This is a genomic window from Ornithinimicrobium pekingense DSM 21552, assembly GCF_000421185.1.
Classification (GTDB): domain Bacteria; phylum Actinomycetota; class Actinomycetes; order Actinomycetales; family Dermatophilaceae; genus Ornithinicoccus; species Ornithinicoccus pekingensis.
In genome coordinates this window covers 106,968-126,033 of the sequence record NZ_ATWJ01000008.1, presented here as the reverse complement: position 1 = coordinate 126,033, position 19,066 = coordinate 106,968, and the positions used below count along the sequence as shown (strand labels likewise).

Genomic DNA, 19,066 nt, shown 5'->3' with positions numbered 1-19,066 from the left:
CCGTGCGACAGTGACCTGCGTGCAGAGCGCCACCGCCCCCACGCCCCCGCCGGTCCTCGACGACGAGGCCGCCGGCCTGCTGCGTGCCGACCTCCTCGACGCCGGCTACACCGTCGACCACCTGGCCGAGCTCCTCGGTGACCGCGCCTCGGCCGCGCTGCACCGTGGACAGGTCCTGCCCGCCGACCTCGCCACGGCAGGGAGTGCGGACCCCGCGGCGGTCCTGGCCCGCCTGTTCGTCCTCGCCCGGCCGGTCGACGCGGCCGCCGTCGACACCGCCCTCCCGCGCACGGGCGCGGCCGGCCTGCTGCACAGTGGACTGGCGGACCGGGCCCTGCCCGACGGAGCGCTGCGCGCGACCTGCGACCTGCGCCCCTACGGTGACGAACGGCATACCTGGTGGCTCGCCTCCGACCTGGGCGAGGCGGCGACCGACGGGCCGTTGCCGACCGACCACGTCCTCGGCGTCGGCGGGGCGTCGACCACCCTCAGCTCGTGGACACCGCGCCCCCAGGTCGACCGGGCGCTCGACCTGGGGACCGGCGGCGGGGTCCAGGCCCTCCACCTGTCGACGCACGCCGGGCACGTCGTCGCCACCGACCTGTCGACCCGAGCACTCGCCTACGCCCGCCTCACCGCGGCCCTCAACGACCTCACGCTCGACGTGCGGCAGGGCAGCCTGCTCGAGCCGGTGGCGGGGCAGACCTTCGACCTCGTCGTGTCCAACCCGCCTTTCGTCATCACGCCGCGGCTCGCGGGGGTCCCGCTGTACGAGTACCGCGACGGAGGTGCGGCGGGGGACGCCCTCGTCGGCGGGCTCGTCGACAGCCTGGCCGCCCACCTGCGCCCCGGAGGGATCGCCCAGCTCCTGGCCAACTGGGAGCTGCGCGAGGGCGAGGACTGGCACGAGCACGTCGAGGCCTGGCTGGAGGGCACCGGCCTGGACGCCTGGGTCGTCCAGCGCGAGGTGCAGGACGTCGCGGAGTATGCCGAGACCTGGGTGCGCGACGGCGGGCACCGCTCCGGGTCCGTGGCCTTCGAGCGGCTCTACGGGGCGTGGCTGGCGGACTTCGCGAGCCGGGGGGTGGAGAGCGTGGGCTTCGGTGTCGTCACGCTGCACCGGCCGACGACGCCTCGTGCACCGTGGCGGGACCTCGTGGACGTCCGGACGCCGGTCTCCTCACCGATGGGGCCGACCGTGCTCGCCGGGCTGAGGGCACGGACGTGGCTGGCCGAGCACGGGGACGACGACGTGCTCGACGTCGCCTGGCAGGTCGCCGACGACGTCACCGAGGAACGGGTCGGCCGGCCCGGTGCCCCCGACCCTGCGGTGATCCAGGTGCGGCAGGGCGGTGGGCTGGGCAGGGTGCTGCAGCTGGACACCCTCGCCGCGGGGGTCGTGGGTGCGTGCGACGGTGACCTGACCGCCCGTCAGCTGTGCGCCGGTCTCGCGGTGCTGACGGACACACCGCCCGCCGCGGTGGAGACCGCGGTCGTGCCGGTCCTGCGCGAGCTCGTCAAAGACGGGCTGCTGCGCTGAGGGCGCGCTCCGGAGTCGTCGGTGAGGCCGGGGACGGGACGGCGCCGTCGGTGGTCAGCCGTAGTTGTACGTCGTGCGGGCCAGGCTGAAGCTGCGGCCGAGCTCGCTGCTGGTGCAGGAGACACCGGACTCGGCGGAGGTGCACGAGGTCGGACCGACGGTCAGCGTCGAGCCGTAGGGCAGCACCGCCAGGGTCGCCCCGTCGAGGTCGAGGGTCTCCCCTCCGACCTGCTCGGCCCACCAGCCGCCGGTGCCGACCCGCGCCGCACCGGTGAGCGGCTCGGCCACGCAGGTCCACGCGCCGCGCCCGGCCGCCAGCCGCATGACGTCGGCCTCCTCGGCCGTGCACCCGGCGAGGTTGGCCTCGGACAGGTGGTCGGCCAGGGGCGTGAAGTTCTTGTCGGCGATCTGGCACACCGCGCCCCCAGCGGTCACCGAGCAGGCGATGTTGCCCGAGGGCAGCACGAAGCCGGCCTGGTCGGCGTCGACCGTCACCGAGGTGCCGCCGCCGCTCGCGGACCGCTCGCCCAGCGCCGCCGGGATGTCGGCCGGTGCCGTGGGAGCCGCCACCGGCTCGCCGCCGGTCTGGGGGGCGCCGTCGGCCCCGCCGGTCCCGACCGCGGTGTCACCGCCGGTAGGGGACCCGTCGGGCGTGCCGCCGTCCTCGTCGCCGCTGCACCCGGCGAGGGCCAGGGCACCGGCCAGCGTGAGCGCAGCCAGCCGGGACACCCTGCTCCGGCGCCGCGACGGCATACCTGCTCCTGCCAGCGTCGTCATAGGGATGCAGCGTAGTCGGTGCAGGGCCATGGGCTACGGTGACGGCCGAGGACCCGTGTCGGAGCCGTGACGAATCCACGGCACACGGAGCCCCGAGAAGGAGCAACGCCCGTGGCAGCAGGACGCAAGCTGGTGATCGTCGAGTCCCCAGGCAAGGTGAAGAGCATCGGGGAGTACCTCGGCCCCGACTACACGGTGAACGCCAGCATCGGCCACATCCGCGACCTGCCCAACCCCTCCGAGCTGCCCGCCGACCTCAAGAAGGGCCCCTACGGCAGGTTCGCGATCAACGTCGACGAGGACTTCGAGCCCTACTACGTCGTCGACGCCGACAAGAAGAAGAAGGTCGCCGAGCTGCGGCGCCAGCTCAAGGACGCCGACGAGCTCTACCTGGCCACCGATGAGGACCGCGAGGGCGAGGCGATCGCCTGGCACCTGCTCGAGGTCCTCAAGCCCAAGGTCCCTGTCCGCCGCATGGTCTTCCACGAGATCACCAAGGAGGCCATCCGGCGCGCCGTCAACGAGACGCGCGAGATGGACATGCACCTGGTCGACGCCCAGGAGACGCGTCGCGTCCTCGACCGCCTCTACGGCTACGAGGTCTCGCCGGTGCTGTGGCGCAAGGTCAAGCAGGGGCTCTCGGCGGGACGCGTGCAGTCCGTCGCCACCCGCATGGTGGTCGAGCGGGAGCGGGAGCGTATGGCGTTCCGCTCCGCCTCCTACTGGGACGTCGAGGGCGACTTCGCCCCCGCGGGCGGCGGGCCGTCCGCGAGCAACGCCTTCACCGCCCGGCTCACCTCCGTCGACGGCCGCAAGGTCGCCACCGGACGCGACTTCGCCGACGACGGCACCCTGCGCACGGCCAGGGCCGTGCACCTGGACGCCGCCGGCGCCCAGTCGGTCGCCGAGGGCACCCGGGAGGCTGACGTCGCCGTCAGCGAGGTCGCCGAGAAGCCCTACACGCGCCGGCCGTCCGCGCCGTTCACCACGTCGACGCTGCAGCAGGAGGCCTCGCGCAAGCTGCGGATGAACAGCCAGACGACCATGCGCACCGCCCAGCGGCTCTACGAGGGCGGCTACATCACCTACATGCGGACGGACTCGACGACGCTGTCGAGCTCGGCCGTCAGCGCCGCGCGCTCGCAGGCCCGCGACATGTACGGCGCCGACTACGTGCCGGAGACCCCGCGCGTCTACGGCAAGAAGGCCAAGAACGCCCAGGAGGCGCACGAGGCCATCCGCCCGGCAGGAGACCGCTTCCGGACGCCGGCGCAGGTCGCCGGTGAGCTGCGCGGCCAGGAGTACGCCCTCTACGAGCTGATCTGGAAGCGCACGGTCGCCTCTCAGATGGCCGACGCCAAGGGTTCCACCGCCACCGTGCGCCTGCGGGCCGCGCTGCCGGAGGGGACCCGCGGCGGTGACGGCACGGCATACCGGTCTGCGGAGTTCTCCGCGTCGGGCACCGTGATCACCTTCCGCGGGTTCCTCGCGGCCTACGAGGAGGGCCGGGACGAGGCCCGCTACGGCGGCGACGACGAGGCCGTCGGCACGCGGCTGCCCAAGCTGTCCGAGGGCGTTGCCCTGGAGACGCTGCGGGCCGAGGCGGAGGGCCACCAGACGGTCCCGCCCGCCCGTTACACCGAGGCGACGCTGGTCAAGGCGCTGGAGGAGAAGGGCATCGGTCGCCCGTCCACCTACGCCGCGACGGTCGGCACCATCCAGGACCGGGGGTACGTCCGCACCCGCGGGTCGGCGCTGATCCCCACCTGGTTGGCGTTCGCGGTGACCCAGCTGCTGGAGCGACACTTCCCCACGCTCGTGGACTACGACTTCACAGCCTCGATGGAGGAGGACCTCGACCGGATCTCCCGCGGGGACGAGCAGCGGGTGGCGTGGCTGCGCCGGTTCTACTTCGGCGCCGAGGGCAGCAGCGGGGCAGGCCTGCGCGACCTGGTCCAGGACCTCGGTGACATCGACGCCCGTGGGGTGTCCACGGTGGAGATCGGGGACGGCGTGGTCGTGCGCGTCGGTCGCTACGGTCCCTACGTCGAGCTCGTCGGCGAGGACGCGACGGCCGAGGGCGCGCAGCCGCGGCGGGCCACGGTCTCCGACGACATCGCCCCCGACGAGATGTCGGTGGAGAAGGCGCACGAGCTGCTCGCGGCCGCGGCCGACGATGGGCGCGTCCTGGGCACCGACCCGCAGACGGGGCACGAGATCGTCGCGCGTGCAGGTCGCTACGGCCCCTACGTGACCGAGGTGCTGCCGGAGGCCGACGAGCCGCCCAAGCGCGGAGCGAAGAAGGCCAAGCCGCGCACCGGGTCGCTGTTCCAGGACATGGACCTGGCCTCCATCGACCTGGAGACCGCGCTGCGGCTGCTGTCGCTGCCCCGCGTCGTCGGCGCCGACCCGGAGTCGGGCGAGGAGATCACCGCCCAGAACGGCCGCTACGGGCCCTACCTGAAGAAGGGCACGGACTCGCGGTCGCTGGAGACCGAGGCGCAGATCTTCGACATCACCCTCGAGCAGGCGCTGGCGATCTACGCCCAGCCCAAGCAGCGCGGTCGGGCCGCGGCGAAGCCGCCCCTGGCCGAGTTCGCCGAGGACCCGGTCTCCGGCAAGAAGGTCGTGGTCAAGGAGGGCCGGTTCGGGCCCTACGTCACCGACGGGGAGACCAACGCGACGCTGCGCAAGGGCGACGAGCCCGAGTCGCTGACGCAGGAGCGCGCCTTCGAGCTGCTGGAGGAGAAGCGGGCCAAGGGCCCGACCACTCGCAAGCGGGCCGCGAAGAAGACGACCACCAAGAAGACCGCTGCCAAGAAGACGGCCGCGAAGAAGACGACGACCGCCCGGAAGACGTCGACCAAGAAGGCCTGAGCCGCGGCCGGCGCCGCTCGCCGGTCTGCCCGCCGACCGGTCAGGCGCACTCGCGACGCCCAGGAGCAGAGTTCACATGATGCATCGTGCGAGCAGTGCACCTGGGCGTCGCGAGTGGCTGCGGTCCGGGTGCCCGTCCTGAGGACCTGACCGCCTGCTCGGGGCCAGGAGTCGTACCGCTCCAGGGCGCGGGCCCCTTCGGCCGTGTCACGGCGCCTGTGGATAACTCCGGCGCCCCCGCGCGGAGGGCTGCCACCCTCCTGTCATGGAGCCAGGACCAGGACGCGAGGCGCTCACCCTCGACAGCTTTCCCGAGCAGCTGCCGAGGTGGCGCGAACGGACGCGCGGGGCCTGGGCCGCGCAGCTGCGGCACCTGCTTCGGCTCGCCGCCTCGGCCCACCCTCAGGACGCCTACGGGCGCAGCGACCTGCTCGTCATGGCGGCGGGACGGGCCGACGACCTGGGGCACCGGGGGCTGGCCGGTGGCCTCCTGGCCCTGGCGTGCGCCTTCGAGGAGGACCGTGTGCTGTCGGCGCGTGCGCACCTGCTGCGGCGCACGCTCGACCTGGACGGGCAGGAGGAGGCGCGGCAGCTCAGCGAGGCCTGGCGCCGCGACCGCTCCTGCAGCGTGCGGGACCACGGCCGGATCGCCCAGATCTGGGCGGACCGCGACGACCACGTCTACGCCTGGGGATGGTGCCAGCGGGGGCTGCTCCTCGCCGAGGAGCTCGGCGTCGGCGGCGTGACGCTGCGCGGCCTGCTGCACCTGCGCGCCGACATCCTCGCGTGCCTGGACCGGGAGCCGCCGGAGCCGCTCGACCCCGGCTGCCTGTGCCTGTCCTGTGCCCCGGGGTCGTGGGTTGCTGCCTGAGACCCGGGAGGCGGCGCTCAGGTGGTCGGCGGCAGCCGGCCGGTGTCAGGCGGTCAGCGCCCTGGCCAGGTCGGCGATGATGTCCTCCGGCGTCTCAAGGCCGACCGAGAGCCGCAGCACGCCCTCGCCCGGCTTGGCCTCGCCGGACACCGGCCGGTGGGTGACGGCGGCCGGGTGCTGGAGCAGGGTGTCGACCCCGCCCAGGGAGACGGCGTGCACGATCATCCGCACGTTCTCCGCGACCCGGCAGGCGCGCTCGAAGGTGCCCAGGTCGATCGACAGCACCGCGCCCGGCCCGGTCATCTGGGTCCCGACCAGCCCGGAGGGGTCGGTGCCGTCGAGGCCGGGGTAGTGCACCCGCTCGACGTCGGCGTGCGCCGCCAGCCAGTGGGCGACCACCTGCGCGGTGTCCTGCTGTGCCCGCACCCGGACCGGCAGCGTCTGCAGGCCGCGGTGCGCCAGGTAGCCCGACAGCGGGTGCATGATCGCGCCGGTGATGGCCCGGACCGGACGGATGCGCCGGGCGTGTTCCTCGCTGCAGGCGACGACGCCGCCGAGCACGTCGCCGTGCCCGGCCAGGAACTTGGTCACGGAGTGCAGCACCATGCTCGCGCCGTGCTCGAGCGGGCGCTGCAGCACCGGCGTCGCGAAGGTGTTGTCCACCAGCACGGGCACCTCACCGGCCCGGTCGCACAGGGCGCGCAGGTCGACGAGGTCCAGGGTCGGGTTGGCCGGGGTCTCCACCACGACCAGTCCGGTGTCCTCCTCGACCGCCTCGCCGACCCCCTCCGCTGTGGTCCAGGTGACGCGCGTGCCGAGCAGACCGCTGGCCAGCAGGTGGTCGCTGCCACCGTAGAGCGGCCGGACCGCGACCACGTGCGGCCGGCCGGCTGACACGCTGGCCAGCAGGGTCGCGGTCAGGGCCGCCATCCCAGAGCCGAAGGCCACGGCGGCCTCCGCGCCCTCCAGGCCCGCGAGCGCCTCCTCGAACCGTGCCACCCCGGGGCTCCAGAGGCGCTGGTAGACCGGCGTCTGCCCGTCGCCGCAGGCGTCCCCGCCGGCCATGTCCTCGTAGGCCTGCCCGCCCTCGTCCACGGTCGGCAGCGGGTAGGTGGTGGACAGGTCGATGGGCGGGACGTGCACGCCCATCGCGGTGAGGTCACCACGCCCGGCGTGGACGGCGCGGCTGTCGAAGCCCAGGTTTTCGGCGGTCATGCCCATATGGTGCAGATACTGCGTCGCTAGATCAAGTTCTCCGAAGTATTGATCTGGTCACAGCGCACGAGCCGGATGATCGTGCGGTCTGCTACCGCGACGGCGCCTCGCTGCACGGCATACTCTCCTGTCGTGCCGAAGAATCCTCAGCCTCCCGCCAAGCCCCTCGACGCGACCGACCTGGCGCTGGTGCGCCTCCTCGAGCAGGACGGCCGCATGTCCAACGCCATGCTCGCCCGCGAGGTGGGGATCGCCGAGTCGACGTGCCTGGTGCGCGTCCGCTCCCTGCGCGAGCGGGGGGTGGTGCGCGGGATCCACGCCGACATCGACCCGGTCGCGGTCGGACGGCCCGTCGAGGCGATGATCGCCGTCCGCTTCGGAGGTCACCGGCGCAGCCACTTCGAGCAGTTCACCCAGGAGGTCCCCGAGCTGCCGGGTGTGCTGGGGGCCTTCCACGTCTCCGGGGCCATCGACTACTTCGTGCATGTCGCCACCGAGTCCGCCGACGCGCTGCGCGACTTCGTCCTCGACCACCTCACCAACCGCCCGGGCGTGCTCCACGCCGAGACCTCCCTGATCTTCGAGTCGCTGCGCGGCCGGGGCACGATGACCCACCCCGACACGGCGGCGGAGACGGCCTCGGAGGATCCGGCTTGACCCTCACGCGGCGTGAGGCCCCAGAGTCGAGGACGTGAGCGCAGACCAGCTGATGACCGACGAGGTGCTGACCGTGGGCCAGGTGGCCGAGGCTCTCGGCGTGACGGTGCGCACCCTGCACCACTACGACGAGATCGGCCTGGTGGTGCCCTCGGAGCGCAGCCCGGCCGGCTACCGCCTCTACACCGAGGCGGACCTGCGGAGGCTGCAGCACGTCGTCGTCTACCGGCGGCTGGGGTTCCCCCTCGAGCAGATCGGGGACATCCTGTCCGACGGCACCGGCAGGGACACGGTGCTGACCCACCTGCGGCGGCAGCGGGAGGCGCTCACGGACCAGATGGCCGGGCTCGCCCGGCTCGTGACAGCGATCGACAAGGCTCTGGAGGCCGAGATGAACGACTACCGGATCACCCGCGAGGAGCAGCGTGAGCTCTTCGGCGACTCCTTCGACGAGAGCTACGCCCAGGAGGCCGAGCAGCGCTGGGGCGACACCGACGCCTGGACGCAGTCGCAGCAGCGGGCGAGGTCCTACAGCAAGGAGCAGTGGCAGCAGATCAAGGACGAGGGCGAGGAGATCAACGCCCGCTACGTGCAGCTGATGCACGAGGGCGTGCCGGCCGACTCCGAGCAGGCCATGGAGGTGGCGGAGGCGGCGCGGCAGCAGATCTGCACGTGGTTCTACGACTGCCCGCGCCAGATGCACGCCGGTATCGCCGAGATGTATGTCGCCGACCCGCGGTTCACCAAGACCTACGAGGACGTCGCGCCCGGGCTGGCGCGCTACGTCCGCGACGCGGTCGTGGCCAACGCGGCGCGGGGCTGAGCCCCGCTGCCCGACGTCGGTGTCCCGGCCGTTGTGGACGGTCAGGAGCGCTGTCGGGCGGGTCACGTAGGCTGCCCACGTGAGCGAGCAGACCCCGTCCGGGACCCAGGTATGCGGTCACGGACCGGGTCTGTTCGTCGCGTTCGAGGGCGGTGACGGGGCGGGCAAGTCCACCCAGTCGGGGCTGCTGGCGCAGTGGCTGACCGAGCACGGTGCGCAGGTCGTGCAGACCCGCGAGCCCGGGGGCACGACGCTGGGCCGGACCCTGCGCGAGCTCGTCCTGCACGGCCGGGACGGGTCGGTCAGCCCGCGGGCCGAGGCACTGATCTTCGCGGCCGACCGCGCCCATCACGTGGCCACCGTCGTGCGACCCGCGCTGAGCCGCGGAGCCGTGGTGCTGACCGACCGCTACCTCGACTCCTCCGTCGCCTACCAGGGAGCGGCCCGCCAGCTCGGTCACGACGAGGTGCGCCGCCTGTCGCTGTGGGCCGTCGAGGACCTCGTGCCCGACCTGACCGTGCTGCTCGACGTCCCGTCCGCCGAGGGGCGTGCCCGTCGGGGAGCCGTGCACGACCGGCTCGAGCGGGAGGCCGACGACTTCCACGACCGCGTGCGCCAGGGCTTCCTCGACCTGGCGGCCCTGGCCCCGGACCGCTACCTGGTCCTGGACGCGACGCTGCCCGCGGATGAGCTGGCCGCCGCCGTGCGCCGGCGCGTGAGCCCGCTCCTTCACCGCTCGGCCGGCCGGGCGGGGCAGGAGCCACGGTGAGCGTCTTCGACCAGCTCGTCGGCCAGGACCGTGCGGTGGCGACCCTGCGCCATACCGTCTCGACGCCGAGGGCGATGACCCACGCGTGGCTGGTCACCGGGCCTCCCGGGTCGGGCCGCAGCGTCGCGGCGCGGGCCTTCGCGGCCGCGCTCCAGTGCCAGGCCCCCGGTGACCCCGGCTGCGGGGAGTGCCAGGCCTGCCGCACCGCCACGGCGGGCACCCACCCCGACGTCACGATCGTCGCGACCAGCGAGACCTTCATCAAGGTCGCCGAGGCCCGTGACCTCGCGCTCCTGGCGCAGACCCGCCCCTCGGCGGGGCCCTGGCGCATCATCGTCGTCGAGGACGCCGACCGGCTCAACGAGCCGGCCGCCGATGCGCTGCTGAAGTCGCTGGAGGAGCCCCCGCCGCGCACGGTCTGGGTGCTGTGCGCGCCCTCCCAGGAGGACCTCATCGTCACCGTCCGGTCCCGGTGCCGGCACCTTCGCCTGGGCACCCCGCCCGTCGACGCGGTGGCCGACCTGCTCGTCGAGCGTGACGGTATCGACCCGGCCATGGCGCACTACGCGGCACGGGCGGCGCAGAGCCACATCGGCATCGCCCGCCGGCTGGCCACCGACGAGCACGCCCGGGCCCGGCGACGCGAGATCATCTCCATCCCGCTCACCCTGACCGGGCTGGGGGCCGCCCTGCGCGCGGCCCAGGACCTCGTGGACGAGGCGGGTGCGGGGGCCGAGGCCGTCTCGGCCGACCGGGCGGACCAGGAGCGTCGCCAGCTGCTGGCCCAGCTGGGGGCCGACCCCTCGGCCCGCACGCAGCCGCCGGCGGTGCGTGCCCACCTGCGCGACCTCGAGGCCCGCCAGAAACGGCAGGCGCGACGCCAGCAGCACGACAGCATCGACGCCGCGCTGACCGACCTGGCCTCGGTCTACCGCGACGCGCTCGTCGTGTCGACCAGGAGCCAGGTCGAGCTCGTCAACGCCACGGAGCCGGACCAGGTCCAGCAGCTCGCGCGTTCCTTCTCCGCCGAGGGTCTGCTGCGGGCGCTGGAGACGATCGGTCTGGCCCGGCAGCGGCTGATCGCCAACGGTGCACCGCTGCTCGTCCTCGAGGCGATGATGATCGGGCTGACGGTGCCGTCCGGTCCGGCAGGCTCGGGGTCCCGGCAGACGTCGGGCACAGGGCGCCGGGCTACTGTGGCGACCGGCTGAGCCGAGCGAGAGGACCGACGTGGCAGGACTGCATACCCCCGGGGGGTCGCGCGGGCGCGTGGCGACCGACCGTCCCGCTCCCGGGCGACGGGGGCCGGTCGTCCGGCTGGTCGCCGCCGTGAGCGCGCTGGCGCTGCTCAGCGGCTGCTCGCTGCTCGACGGCAGCACCGACGGCGCCGCCAGCTCCGGCGGCCCTGCCACGCCGTCGGCGGACGGGGCGGACCGCACGTCGACCCCCCTGGTCGAGGGTGCTCCTGACGGGCTGGAGCCCTTCTACGGCCAGCAGCTCGAGTGGGCCGAGTGCCAGACCGCCTTCGAGTGCGCCTCGCTGGAGGTGCCCGTCGACTACGCCGACCCCGCCGGGGGCAGCATCGAGCTCGCCCTCCTGCGCGCGCCGGCGACGGGCCAGGCCCGGGGGGCGCTCGTGGTCAACCCCGGCGGGCCGGGGGCCTCGGGCGTCGACTACGCCACGGCAGCGGGTGCCGTCGTCTCCCCGCCGGTGCGCGAGGTCTACGACATCGTCGGCTTCGACCCACGGGGGGTCGCGCGCTCGGCGCCGGTCACCTGCTACTCCGACGAGCAGATGGACCAGCTCCTGGGCGCCGACCCCTCGCCCGACGACCCCGCCGAGGAGGAGGCCGCCCGGGAGGGCCAGGAGGACTTCGCGCAGGCCTGCGCGGCCAACGCCGGCGACCTGCTCGGGCACGTGTCCACGGTCGAGGCCGCCAAGGACATGGACGTGCTGCGCGCGGCGCTCGGCCAGGAGCAGCTGGACTACCTCGGCGCCTCCTACGGCACCTTCCTCGGCACCACCTACGCCACCCTGTTCCCCGAGCGCGTCGGCCGGTTCGTCCTCGACGGCGCCATCGACCCCGACCTCACGGGGCTGGAGATGGGCCTGGGCCAGGCCGCCGGCTTCGAGCGGGCCACCCGGGCCTACGTCGAGGACTGCGTCGCCTCCGGTGACTGCCCGCTCGGGGACGACGTGGAGACGGCGATGGCCGCGATCCCGGTGTTCCTCGACGAGGTCGACGCCGACCCGCTGCCGGTCAGCGGCGACACCGTGACCGAGCTCACCGAGGGCTGGGCGATGTACGGCATCATCGTCGCGATGTACGCCCAGGACTTCTGGCCGATCCTGACCCAGGCGTTCCAGCGGGCCGAGCAGGGGGACGGGACCCTGCTGATGTTCCTGGCCAACACCTACGCCTCGCGCGGCAGCGACGGGGAGTACACCGGCAACGGCATGCAGGCCATCTACGCCGTCAACTGCCTGGACCGCCCCGCCGACGCGGAGGTCGACCTCGACACCGACGCCGTCCAGGAGCGGTTCGAGCAGGCCTCGCCGACGTGGGGTCGCTACCTGGCCGGGGACGGCGCCTGCGAGTACTGGCCCGCGGAGGCCACCGAGACGGTCGAGGACTACTCCGCGCAGGGCGCCGCGCCGATCCTGGTCATCGGCACCACGCGCGACCCCGCGACCCCGCACGAGTGGGCGGTGCAGCTCGCCGAGACCCTGGACTCAGGGGTGCTGATCTCCTTCGACGGGGACGGTCACACCGCCTACGGCCGGTCCAACGACTGCGTCGACGACGCGGTGGACGCCTACCTGCTCGAGGGCGCCGTGCCCGAGGGCGGCCTCACCTGCTGAGGGCACCTGCCGGGTGTGCCGCGGTCCCCGCCGACGGGGCGCCCGTGGCAAACCCGGCGGTTTGGGGCGACCCGCGACGGTCGGGTATCCTTCCTCGGGTTGTCCGTCACCGGCGACACGCCGCCTTAGCTCAGTCGGCCAGAGCGATTCACTCGTAATGAATAGGTCAAGGGTTCGATTCCCTTAGGCGGCTCCACCACGGCGCCCCCGGCCCTCGGCCGGGGGCGCCGTCGTGTCCCCACCGACCGGCAGCACCCCCGGGCCACGAGGCCCGGGGGTGCTGTCCGTCACGGCGTCCCGGCTTTCACGGGCGGGAGCCGCAGGTCACTCCTCGTCGGCGACGAACCTCATCGTGAAGCGGCTCTGGTCGGCGTCGTCGACCGTGGTGGACAGGCCGACCGCGGCCAGCGCCTCCAGGGAGGTGCGGGCGCGCTCGTCGGTCACCTGCGCCAGGTAGAGCTCCTCGAAGGGGTTGACGTTGACGTAGAGGACCGAGTCGGCCTCGTCGCTGTCGGCGACGGCCGCCCGGTAGGTGGCGTCCTGACCCAGCGTGCCCTCGGGGGCGGCCAGCGCGTCGACGTAGGGCTGGTGCAGGCCGATGGTGAGCACGCCGTCGTCGGTGCGCTGCGCCAGCATCGTCGGCGGGACGCCGGCGTCGCTGAGCATCGCGACCATGGCCTCGGCGTCGGTGGCGACACGGTAGCCGACCGGCAGCGGCGGCATCTCGGTGCTGGTCTCGCTCATGCCCTGGAAGGCGGAGACGATGTCGGGGCCGACCGAGAGCGCCAGGGAGTCGCCGAGGACGGTCTTGAGGTCGTCGGGCAGGCTGAAGCCCTGCTCCTCCGCGGCGGCCGTGGCCTCCTCCACCTGCTCGGGGAAGGTCGCGGCGTAGTAGTCCCACGCCGCCTGCACCCAGCCGGCACCGTTCTCCAGCGACAGCGCCACGGCGGTGTCGGCCGGCAGGTCGTCGACCAGGCGTGCGGTGTCGTCGCCGGTGGGCATGGCGAGGCCGTCGACGCCGCGGCTGACCCCGTGGACCTCCACGGAGTCGGCGGACAGGCGCACGGTCGCGGCCATGCGGCCGGCCATCAGGTCGGCCTCGTCGCCGAGGTCCTCACCCATCCCGTCGAGCATGCCCGCGGCCCCGAGGGCGGGGTTTGCGAGGGCTGCGGGGTCGAGGTCGCCGAGCCGGGCGGCGTCGGCCCACATCGAGGCGACCCCGGCGTCACCGAGCTCGTCCATGTCGTCGGTGTAGGCCTCGTGCCCGTCCAGCGTGCCCTGCTCCGTCGCGGCCCGCAGGTCGCTGACCATCTGCGCGCCGGTCAGCACGACGTAGTCGTCGTCGAGGTAGTAGTCGACCTGCTCCTCCGCCGGCGCGTCCTCGTGCTGGGCCTTGAGCCGCTCGAGGGTCTCCAGGGCCGCCTCGCCGTCCTTGACCTGCAGCGCGACCGCCACGATGGGCTCCTGGTCGGCTCCGCGCGGCACCACGGCGACGCCCAGCCGGTCGCCGAGCCAGGGCTCGATGTCGGTCGCGAAGTCCATGTCGGCGGGCACGTCGCCCTCGTCCTGGACCTGCTCCCAGACCCACTCGCGCCACTCGCCGTCGTCGAGCCGGGCCTTGGTCTCCTCGTCCAGTCCCTGGAAGAACCGCACCGCGGCGACCTTCTGGCCGACCGAGGGGTTGACGTCGACGCTGGCGTAGAACGCCGCCGACGCGGGCAGGACGGTGTCGGGCTGCTCCCCGCCGCCGGCCAGCAGCTGGGTCGCCGCGTACGCGCCGCCACCCACGAGCACGACGGCGCCGAGCGCCGCCCCCGCCATCACCAGGCCCCGGCCGCCGCGACCGGTCTCGGTCACGTCCCCGCCCGGGTGCTCCATCACCGTGCTCATCCGTCCCCACTTCCCGGGGGCGTCCTGCCGCCCCGTTGTCGTGCCCGTCGTCGGCGACGGTGCTGCGGCCAGACTAGTCCGTGTTCCTGGCAGGTCCCGGGCCGCCCACGGGCCTGTCCGTGGAGACTGACGGATGGGCGTGCCGGTCGGTTCCATCGACGTGGCGGGCCGCTGACCTGCCACGACGAGATGACGCCCCGGACCAGGAGGTCCGGGGCGTCACGGTCGGCGGGAAGGGGTGGGGCTCAGTGGCCCTGGTGCGGCATCGGCCAGCGGGCGGTGGTCAGCCCGGCGTCCTTGGCGCGCTGCACGGCCTCGTGGTAGACCCGCTCGGCCTCCTCGCGGCCGGCCCAGTGGGCACCCTCGACCGACTTGCCGGGCTCCAGGTCCTTGTAGACCTCGAAGAAGTGCTGGATCTCCAGGCGCGTGTGCTCGCCGATGTGCTCCAGCTCGGTGATGCCGGCCTTGCGCGGGTCGTCGGCCGGGACGCAGATGATCTTGTCGTCGCCGCCGGCCTCGTCACGCATGTGGAACATGCCGATCGGGCGTGCCGCGACCAGGCAGCCGGGCCACGTCGGCTCGTCGAGCAGCACGAGCGCGTCGAGCGGGTCGCCGTCCTCGCCCAGCGTCTCCTCGATGTAGCCGTAGTCGGCCGGGTAGCGGGTGGCGGTGAAGAGCATGCGGTCCAGGCGGATGCGCCCGGTCGCGTGGTCGACCTCGTACTTGTTGCGGCTGCCCTGCGGGATCTCGATCGTCACGTCGAACTGCATGTGCGGTGCTCTCTCTCGCGTCGCTGACGGTTAGGCTCTGGGGTCCAGTGTTCCCTATCCGCGCCCAGGATCCCGACGGAGGGCAGTCACAGGTGGTCAGCGACAGCGTGCACTGCACGCACCGGCGCCTCCGGTATGCCGTCGCCCCCGCACTGCTCGCCGCCCTGCTCGCGGCGGGCTCGCCGGCCGTCGCGGCGGTCGACGACGAGGCCGTGACGACCGGCCCGGCCGGTCCTGCCGCGACCGCCCGCCCGCAGACCCAGGCCGAGGCGCGACCCAGGCTGATGCCCCTCGACCGCCCCCTCGGCGCGGTCGCCGACGGGCCGGTGCCCGACCCCGACACGGTGAGCAGGGCGCTGTCCGACGAGCTCGAGACCGACTGGCTGGGCCCCGAGGACCGCCGGGCCATCACCGTGCGCGACGCCCTCACGGGGCAGGTCCTCACCGAGAGCAACGCCGGCCGACCCGTGACCCCGGCCTCGACCACCAAGATCCTGTCCGCCGCCGCGATCGTGACCGGCCTGCCGGTCCAGCAGACGTTCACCACCCGCGTCGTCACCGGAGCGGCCGCGGACGAGGTCGTGCTTGTCGCCGGGGGAGACATGCTGCTGGCCCGCGGCGCGGGTGACCCGGGGGCCGTCGCCGGGCACGCCGGGGTCGCCGACCTCGCCGCGCAGACCGCGGACGCGCTGGAGGCCGGCGGCGTCCCGGGACCGGTGTCGGTCGGCCTCGACCTGCAGCACGTGGCCGGTCCCCACCAGCTCGACACCTGGTCAGACTTCTGGGTCTCCGAGGGCTACGCCGGACGCATCGTCCAGCTCGGCCTCGCCGAAGACCTCGCCCTGCCCTTCTACCCCTCGCCCACCGACCCGGAGCAGGAGGTCGCCAGGGCGTTCGCCGCCGCGCTCGAGGACGCCGGGGTGGAGGTCGTCGGCTGGGAGGGCGAGGACGAGGCGCAGGACTGGACCGCCGAGCTCGTGGAGACACCCGCGGGCACCGTGGGGCTGACCCGGCCGGCCGCGGACCCGGCCGCCCAGGAGCGGGGCACGGTGACCCAGGCACCCGACGGCGCTCCCGCCACCGAGGAGCCCGGCGGGGAGATCGCCGGTGCCGAGGTCCTCGCCCAGGTGGAGTCGGCCGCGCTCCGCGACGTCCTGGCCCTGGCGCTCGCCGCGAGCGACAACGCCATGGTGGAGCAGCTGGCCAGGCAGGCGGCGGTGACCGACGGCGGGAGCGCCGACCGGGAGGCGGTGACGGCATGGATCCGGCGCTCGGTCGAGGAGGACTACGGCGTCGACCTGACCGGGCTCGAGCTGGCCGACGCCAGCGGGCTGTCCGACGGCACCCTGCTGACGGTCGACGTCGTCGCCGACCTGCTGGTGGCGGCGGCCGACGGGTCCCGCCCCGACCTGCAGACGGTGCTGGCGGCCGGCGGGCTGCCCATCGCCGGCTACACCGGCACGTTGTCCTCCCGGTTCCACCTGCCGGTGCACGAGGCGGGGGTCGGCAACGCCCGGGCCAAGACCGGTTCGCTGCCGGGGGTGACCTCGCTCGCCGGCACGGTCGTCTCCGCCGACGGGCGCCTGCTCGTCTACTCGCTGACCGCCGACGACATCGGCGAGGACGCCGCCGTGCTGGAGGCCCGCTCCAGCCTGGACGAGGTCGTCGCCCAGCTCGCACGCTGCGGCTGCTGACCGCGGTCCCGACCGCGCCGACCGCCCGGCTGCCGGGGTCGCGCCCGCCCGGCGCCACCGCATACGGTCGGGGCATGACCTCCACCCCGTCCTCCTCCCTGCCCACGGACCCGACCCCGTCGGGGACCGACCGCGACGTCCAGGGCAGCGACCTGGTCGACTGGGACTTCGCGGCGGCGGCCGCCAGCCGGCTCGTGCGGCCCGGGCCCCGCGCCGGCCGGGGCGAGATCGAGGACCTGGTGGCCGAGCTCCGGGTCGCGGGCGAGCGGGCGGTCGACCCGGTGGCGACCACGGCGCGGATGCAGACCCCCGCGGGCACGCCGCCGGCGCTGGTGGTCGACCGGCCCGGCTGGATCCGCGCGAACGCCCGCTCGATGGGGGCCATGCTCGCGCCGGTCCTGGACGAGGTGGTCGCCCGCAAGCGGGAGAGCGACCGCCACAAGGCGCGGTCCGCAGGGCGCAGCCTGCCCCAGGTGGGGGACACGGCGCAGAAGGTGGGGGCGACGGTCACCGGCACCGAGGTCGCCGGCATCCTCTCCTGGATCTCGACGAAGGTCCTCGGGCAGTACGACCTGGCGCCCCAGGGCACCCCCCGGCTGATGTTCGTGGCGCCCAACATCCTCGGGGCCGAGCGCGAGCTCGGGGTCGAGCCTACGGACTTCCGGCTGTGGGTGGCCATGCACGAGGAGACCCACCGGGTGCAGTTCACCGCGGTGCCCTGGCTGCGCGACCACGTGGTCGGCCGCGCCCGGTCGATCGGTGCGGAGATGATGCCCGAGCCCGACCAGATGTCGCAGCGGCTGGGCGAGGTCCTGACCCAGCTGCCCGGGGTGCTGCGCGGGGAGACCGACGTCACGCAGGTCCTGGCCACCCCGGCCCAGCGCGAGCGCCTCGCCGAGATCACCGCCGTGATGTCGCTGCTGGAGGGGCACGCCGACGTCGTCATGGACGAGGTCGGGCCGCAGGTCATCCCCACCGTCGCGGACATCCGCCGCAGGTTCGACCAGCGGCGCAAGGGCGCCGGCAACGTCGACAAGGTCCTGCGCCGGCTGCTGGGCATGGAGGCCAAGATGCGGCAGTACCGCGACGGTGCCGCCTTCGTCCGCGGGGTCGTCGACGAGGTGGGCGTCGACGGCTTCAACCAGGTGTGGACCAGCCCCGACACGCTGCCGCTGCCGACCGAGATCGCCGACCCCCGCGCCTGGATCGCGCGCGTCCACGGCTGAGCCGTGCCCGGCCCGCCTCCCGCCGTCGCCGCCGTCCGCGTCGCCGTCCGGCAGGCGCTGACGGGCGGACCCCTCCGGGCCGAGCGCGTGCCCCCGCGGCCCGGGCCGCAGCCCGGTGCCCCGCTGCTCCTCGTGGCCTGCTCCGGCGGGGCGGACTCGCTGGCGCTTGCGGCGGGCACCGCCTTCGTCGCCCCCCGCCTGGGCTGGGCCGCCGGAGCGGTCGTCGTCGACCACGGGCTGCAGGCGGGCTCGGCCGAGGTCGCCGAGGCCGCCGCCGCCCGGTGCCGCGACCTCGGCCTGGACCCGGTCGAGGTGGTGCGGGTCGTGGTGGGCGCGAGCGGGGCGGGACCGGAGGGCGACGCGCGTCGGGCCAGGTATGCGGCGCTCGCCTCCTGCGCGGACCGCGTCGGCGCCCGGGCGGTGCTGCTCGGGCACACCCTGGACGACCAGGCCGAGCAGGTGCTGCTGGGGCTGGTGCGCGGCTCGGGGGCGAGGTCCCTCGCCGGGATGCGCACCCACCGCGTCGTCCGCGGGGGTGCGGGGGACGGGGCACCGCACATGCTGCTCGTCCGACCGTTGCTGGGGGTCTCGCGCGCCCAGACCGCGCAGGCGTGCGCCGAGCTCGGGCTCGAGCCGTGGCAGGACCCGCACAACGAGGACCACCGCTTCACCCGGGTGCGGGCGCGCCGCGGGCTCGCCGACCTCGAGCGGGACCTCGGCCCGGGGGTCGTCGCCGGCCTGGCCCGCACCGCCTCGCTGCTGCAGGACGACGCCGACGCGCTCGACACGACGGCGGGCACGGCATACCTGGCTCTGGGCCCGCCGCCGTGGGCCGTGACGGACCTGCGTCAGCACCCACGTGCGGTGCGCACCCGGCTCTGGCGGCGCCTGGCCCTGGACGCGGGCAGCCCCGGCACCGACCTGACCTCGGACCACCTGCTCGCGGTGGACGGGCTCGTCACCGCCTGGCGGGGGCAGGGACCGCTGCACCTGCCCGGCGGGGTGCGCGCCTCCCGGACGGGGGAGCGGGTCGCGGTCCGCGGCCCACGTAGTTGAATGGGCCGGTGCAGCACAGCACGTCGACCGACGAGAAGG

The 19,066-nt window shown here is 74.2% G+C and carries 15 protein-coding genes and 1 tRNA gene; 12 read left to right on the top strand and 4 right to left on the bottom strand.

Features of this window, described 5'->3' with window-relative positions; genetic code table 11:
• Positions 1–19: 19 nt before the first annotated feature.
• Positions 20–1,540, top strand: a complete 1,521-nt coding sequence (locus K330_RS0106035) for a N5-glutamine methyltransferase family protein (protein ID WP_029202376.1) — start codon at positions 20–22, stop codon at positions 1,538–1,540.
• Between the two features lie 54 nt (positions 1,541–1,594).
• Here the strand turns inward: K330_RS0106035 and K330_RS0106030 are convergent, their stop codons facing one another.
• Positions 1,595–2,317 carry a hypothetical protein gene (locus K330_RS0106030; protein ID WP_156875704.1) on the bottom strand — a complete coding sequence of 241 codons (723 nt, stop codon included), beginning with the start codon at positions 2,315–2,317 and terminating at the stop codon, positions 1,595–1,597.
• A 111-nt stretch (positions 2,318–2,428) separates the two neighbouring features.
• Between K330_RS0106030 and topA the strand changes: the two genes are divergently transcribed.
• Positions 2,429–5,194: a type I DNA topoisomerase gene (gene topA, locus K330_RS0106025; protein WP_029202375.1), complete on the top strand. Its 2,766-nt coding sequence runs from the start codon at positions 2,429–2,431 to the stop codon at positions 5,192–5,194.
• 265 nt (positions 5,195–5,459) lie between these two features.
• Complete coding sequence (locus K330_RS0106020; protein ID WP_022920944.1) at positions 5,460–6,065, top strand: hypothetical protein; 606 nt, start codon at positions 5,460–5,462, stop codon at positions 6,063–6,065.
• A 45-nt stretch (positions 6,066–6,110) separates the two neighbouring features.
• Here the strand turns inward: K330_RS0106020 and K330_RS0106015 are convergent, their stop codons facing one another.
• The gene (locus tag K330_RS0106015) at positions 6,111–7,280 is read right to left on the bottom strand and encodes a trans-sulfuration enzyme family protein (RefSeq protein WP_029202374.1); all 1,170 of its coding nucleotides are present in this window, start codon (positions 7,278–7,280) and stop codon (positions 6,111–6,113) included.
• Positions 7,281–7,412: 132 nt separating this feature from the next.
• On the opposite strand from K330_RS0106015, the gene K330_RS0106010 reads away from it, so the two are divergent.
• The 6 genes from K330_RS0106010 (at position 7,413) to K330_RS0105985 (ending at position 12,587) form a co-directional block, all read left to right on the top strand.
• Positions 7,413–7,937, top strand: coding sequence for an Lrp/AsnC family transcriptional regulator (locus tag K330_RS0106010; RefSeq protein ID WP_022920942.1), 525 nt, complete (start codon positions 7,413–7,415; stop codon positions 7,935–7,937).
• Positions 7,938–7,971: 34 nt separating this feature from the next.
• Positions 7,972–8,760, top strand: a complete 789-nt coding sequence (locus K330_RS0106005; protein ID WP_308423426.1) for a MerR family transcriptional regulator — start codon at positions 7,972–7,974, stop codon at positions 8,758–8,760.
• Between the two features lie 79 nt (positions 8,761–8,839).
• Complete coding sequence (gene tmk / locus K330_RS19480) at positions 8,840–9,529, top strand: dTMP kinase (protein ID WP_022920940.1); 690 nt, start codon at positions 8,840–8,842, stop codon at positions 9,527–9,529.
• The gene (locus K330_RS19475) at positions 9,526–10,740 is read left to right on the top strand and encodes a DNA polymerase III subunit delta' (RefSeq protein ID WP_022920939.1); all 1,215 of its coding nucleotides are present in this window, start codon (positions 9,526–9,528) and stop codon (positions 10,738–10,740) included. Before tmk ends, K330_RS19475 begins: the two co-directional genes overlap by 4 nt.
• Before the next feature lie 58 nt (positions 10,741–10,798).
• On the top strand, positions 10,799–12,391 hold the full coding sequence (locus tag K330_RS19470; protein ID WP_022920938.1) for an alpha/beta hydrolase: 1,593 nt from the start codon (positions 10,799–10,801) through the stop codon (positions 12,389–12,391).
• Between the two features lie 119 nt (positions 12,392–12,510).
• Positions 12,511–12,587 (top strand) — tRNA-Thr (locus K330_RS0105985).
• A gap of 128 nt (positions 12,588–12,715) precedes the next feature.
• Here K330_RS0105985 and K330_RS0105980 read toward each other — a convergent pair.
• The gene (locus K330_RS0105980; protein WP_022920937.1) at positions 12,716–14,281 is read right to left on the bottom strand and encodes a DUF3352 domain-containing protein; all 1,566 of its coding nucleotides are present in this window, start codon (positions 14,279–14,281) and stop codon (positions 12,716–12,718) included.
• A 245-nt stretch (positions 14,282–14,526) separates the two neighbouring features.
• Positions 14,527–15,051: an inorganic diphosphatase gene (locus K330_RS0105975; RefSeq protein ID WP_022920936.1), complete on the bottom strand. Its 525-nt coding sequence runs from the start codon at positions 15,049–15,051 to the stop codon at positions 14,527–14,529.
• A 92-nt stretch (positions 15,052–15,143) separates the two neighbouring features.
• On the opposite strand from K330_RS0105975, the gene K330_RS19465 reads away from it, so the two are divergent.
• The 3 genes from K330_RS19465 to tilS all read left to right on the top strand — a co-directional run bounded on the left by K330_RS19465 (position 15,144) and on the right by tilS (position 19,027).
• The gene (locus tag K330_RS19465; protein ID WP_022920935.1) at positions 15,144–16,745 is read left to right on the top strand and encodes a D-alanyl-D-alanine carboxypeptidase/D-alanyl-D-alanine-endopeptidase; all 1,602 of its coding nucleotides are present in this window, start codon (positions 15,144–15,146) and stop codon (positions 16,743–16,745) included.
• Between the two features lie 74 nt (positions 16,746–16,819).
• Positions 16,820–17,971 (top strand): zinc-dependent metalloprotease, encoded by a 1,152-nt coding sequence (locus K330_RS0105965; protein ID WP_022920934.1) that lies wholly within the window; start codon positions 16,820–16,822, stop codon positions 17,969–17,971.
• Between the two features lie 3 nt (positions 17,972–17,974).
• Positions 17,975–19,027: a tRNA lysidine(34) synthetase TilS gene (tilS, locus tag K330_RS0105960; protein ID WP_022920933.1), complete on the top strand. Its 1,053-nt coding sequence runs from the start codon at positions 17,975–17,977 to the stop codon at positions 19,025–19,027.
• The last annotated feature ends 39 nt before the right edge of the window (positions 19,028–19,066 follow it).

Coding starts and splice junctions, on each gene's coding strand:
- K330_RS0106030 (WP_156875704.1), bottom strand. CDS start 2,317: ATGACGACGCTGGCAGGAGCAGGTATGCCGTCGCGGCGCCGGAGCAGG.
- K330_RS0106020 (WP_022920944.1), top strand. CDS start 5,460: ATGGAGCCAGGACCAGGACGCGAGGCGCTCACCCTCGACAGCTTTCCC.
- K330_RS0106015 (WP_029202374.1), bottom strand. CDS start 7,280: ATGACCGCCGAAAACCTGGGCTTCGACAGCCGCGCCGTCCACGCCGGG.
- K330_RS0105980 (WP_022920937.1), bottom strand. CDS start 14,281: ATGAGCACGGTGATGGAGCACCCGGGCGGGGACGTGACCGAGACCGGT.
- K330_RS0105975 (WP_022920936.1), bottom strand. CDS start 15,051: ATGCAGTTCGACGTGACGATCGAGATCCCGCAGGGCAGCCGCAACAAG.
- K330_RS0105965 (WP_022920934.1), top strand. CDS start 16,820: ATGACCTCCACCCCGTCCTCCTCCCTGCCCACGGACCCGACCCCGTCG.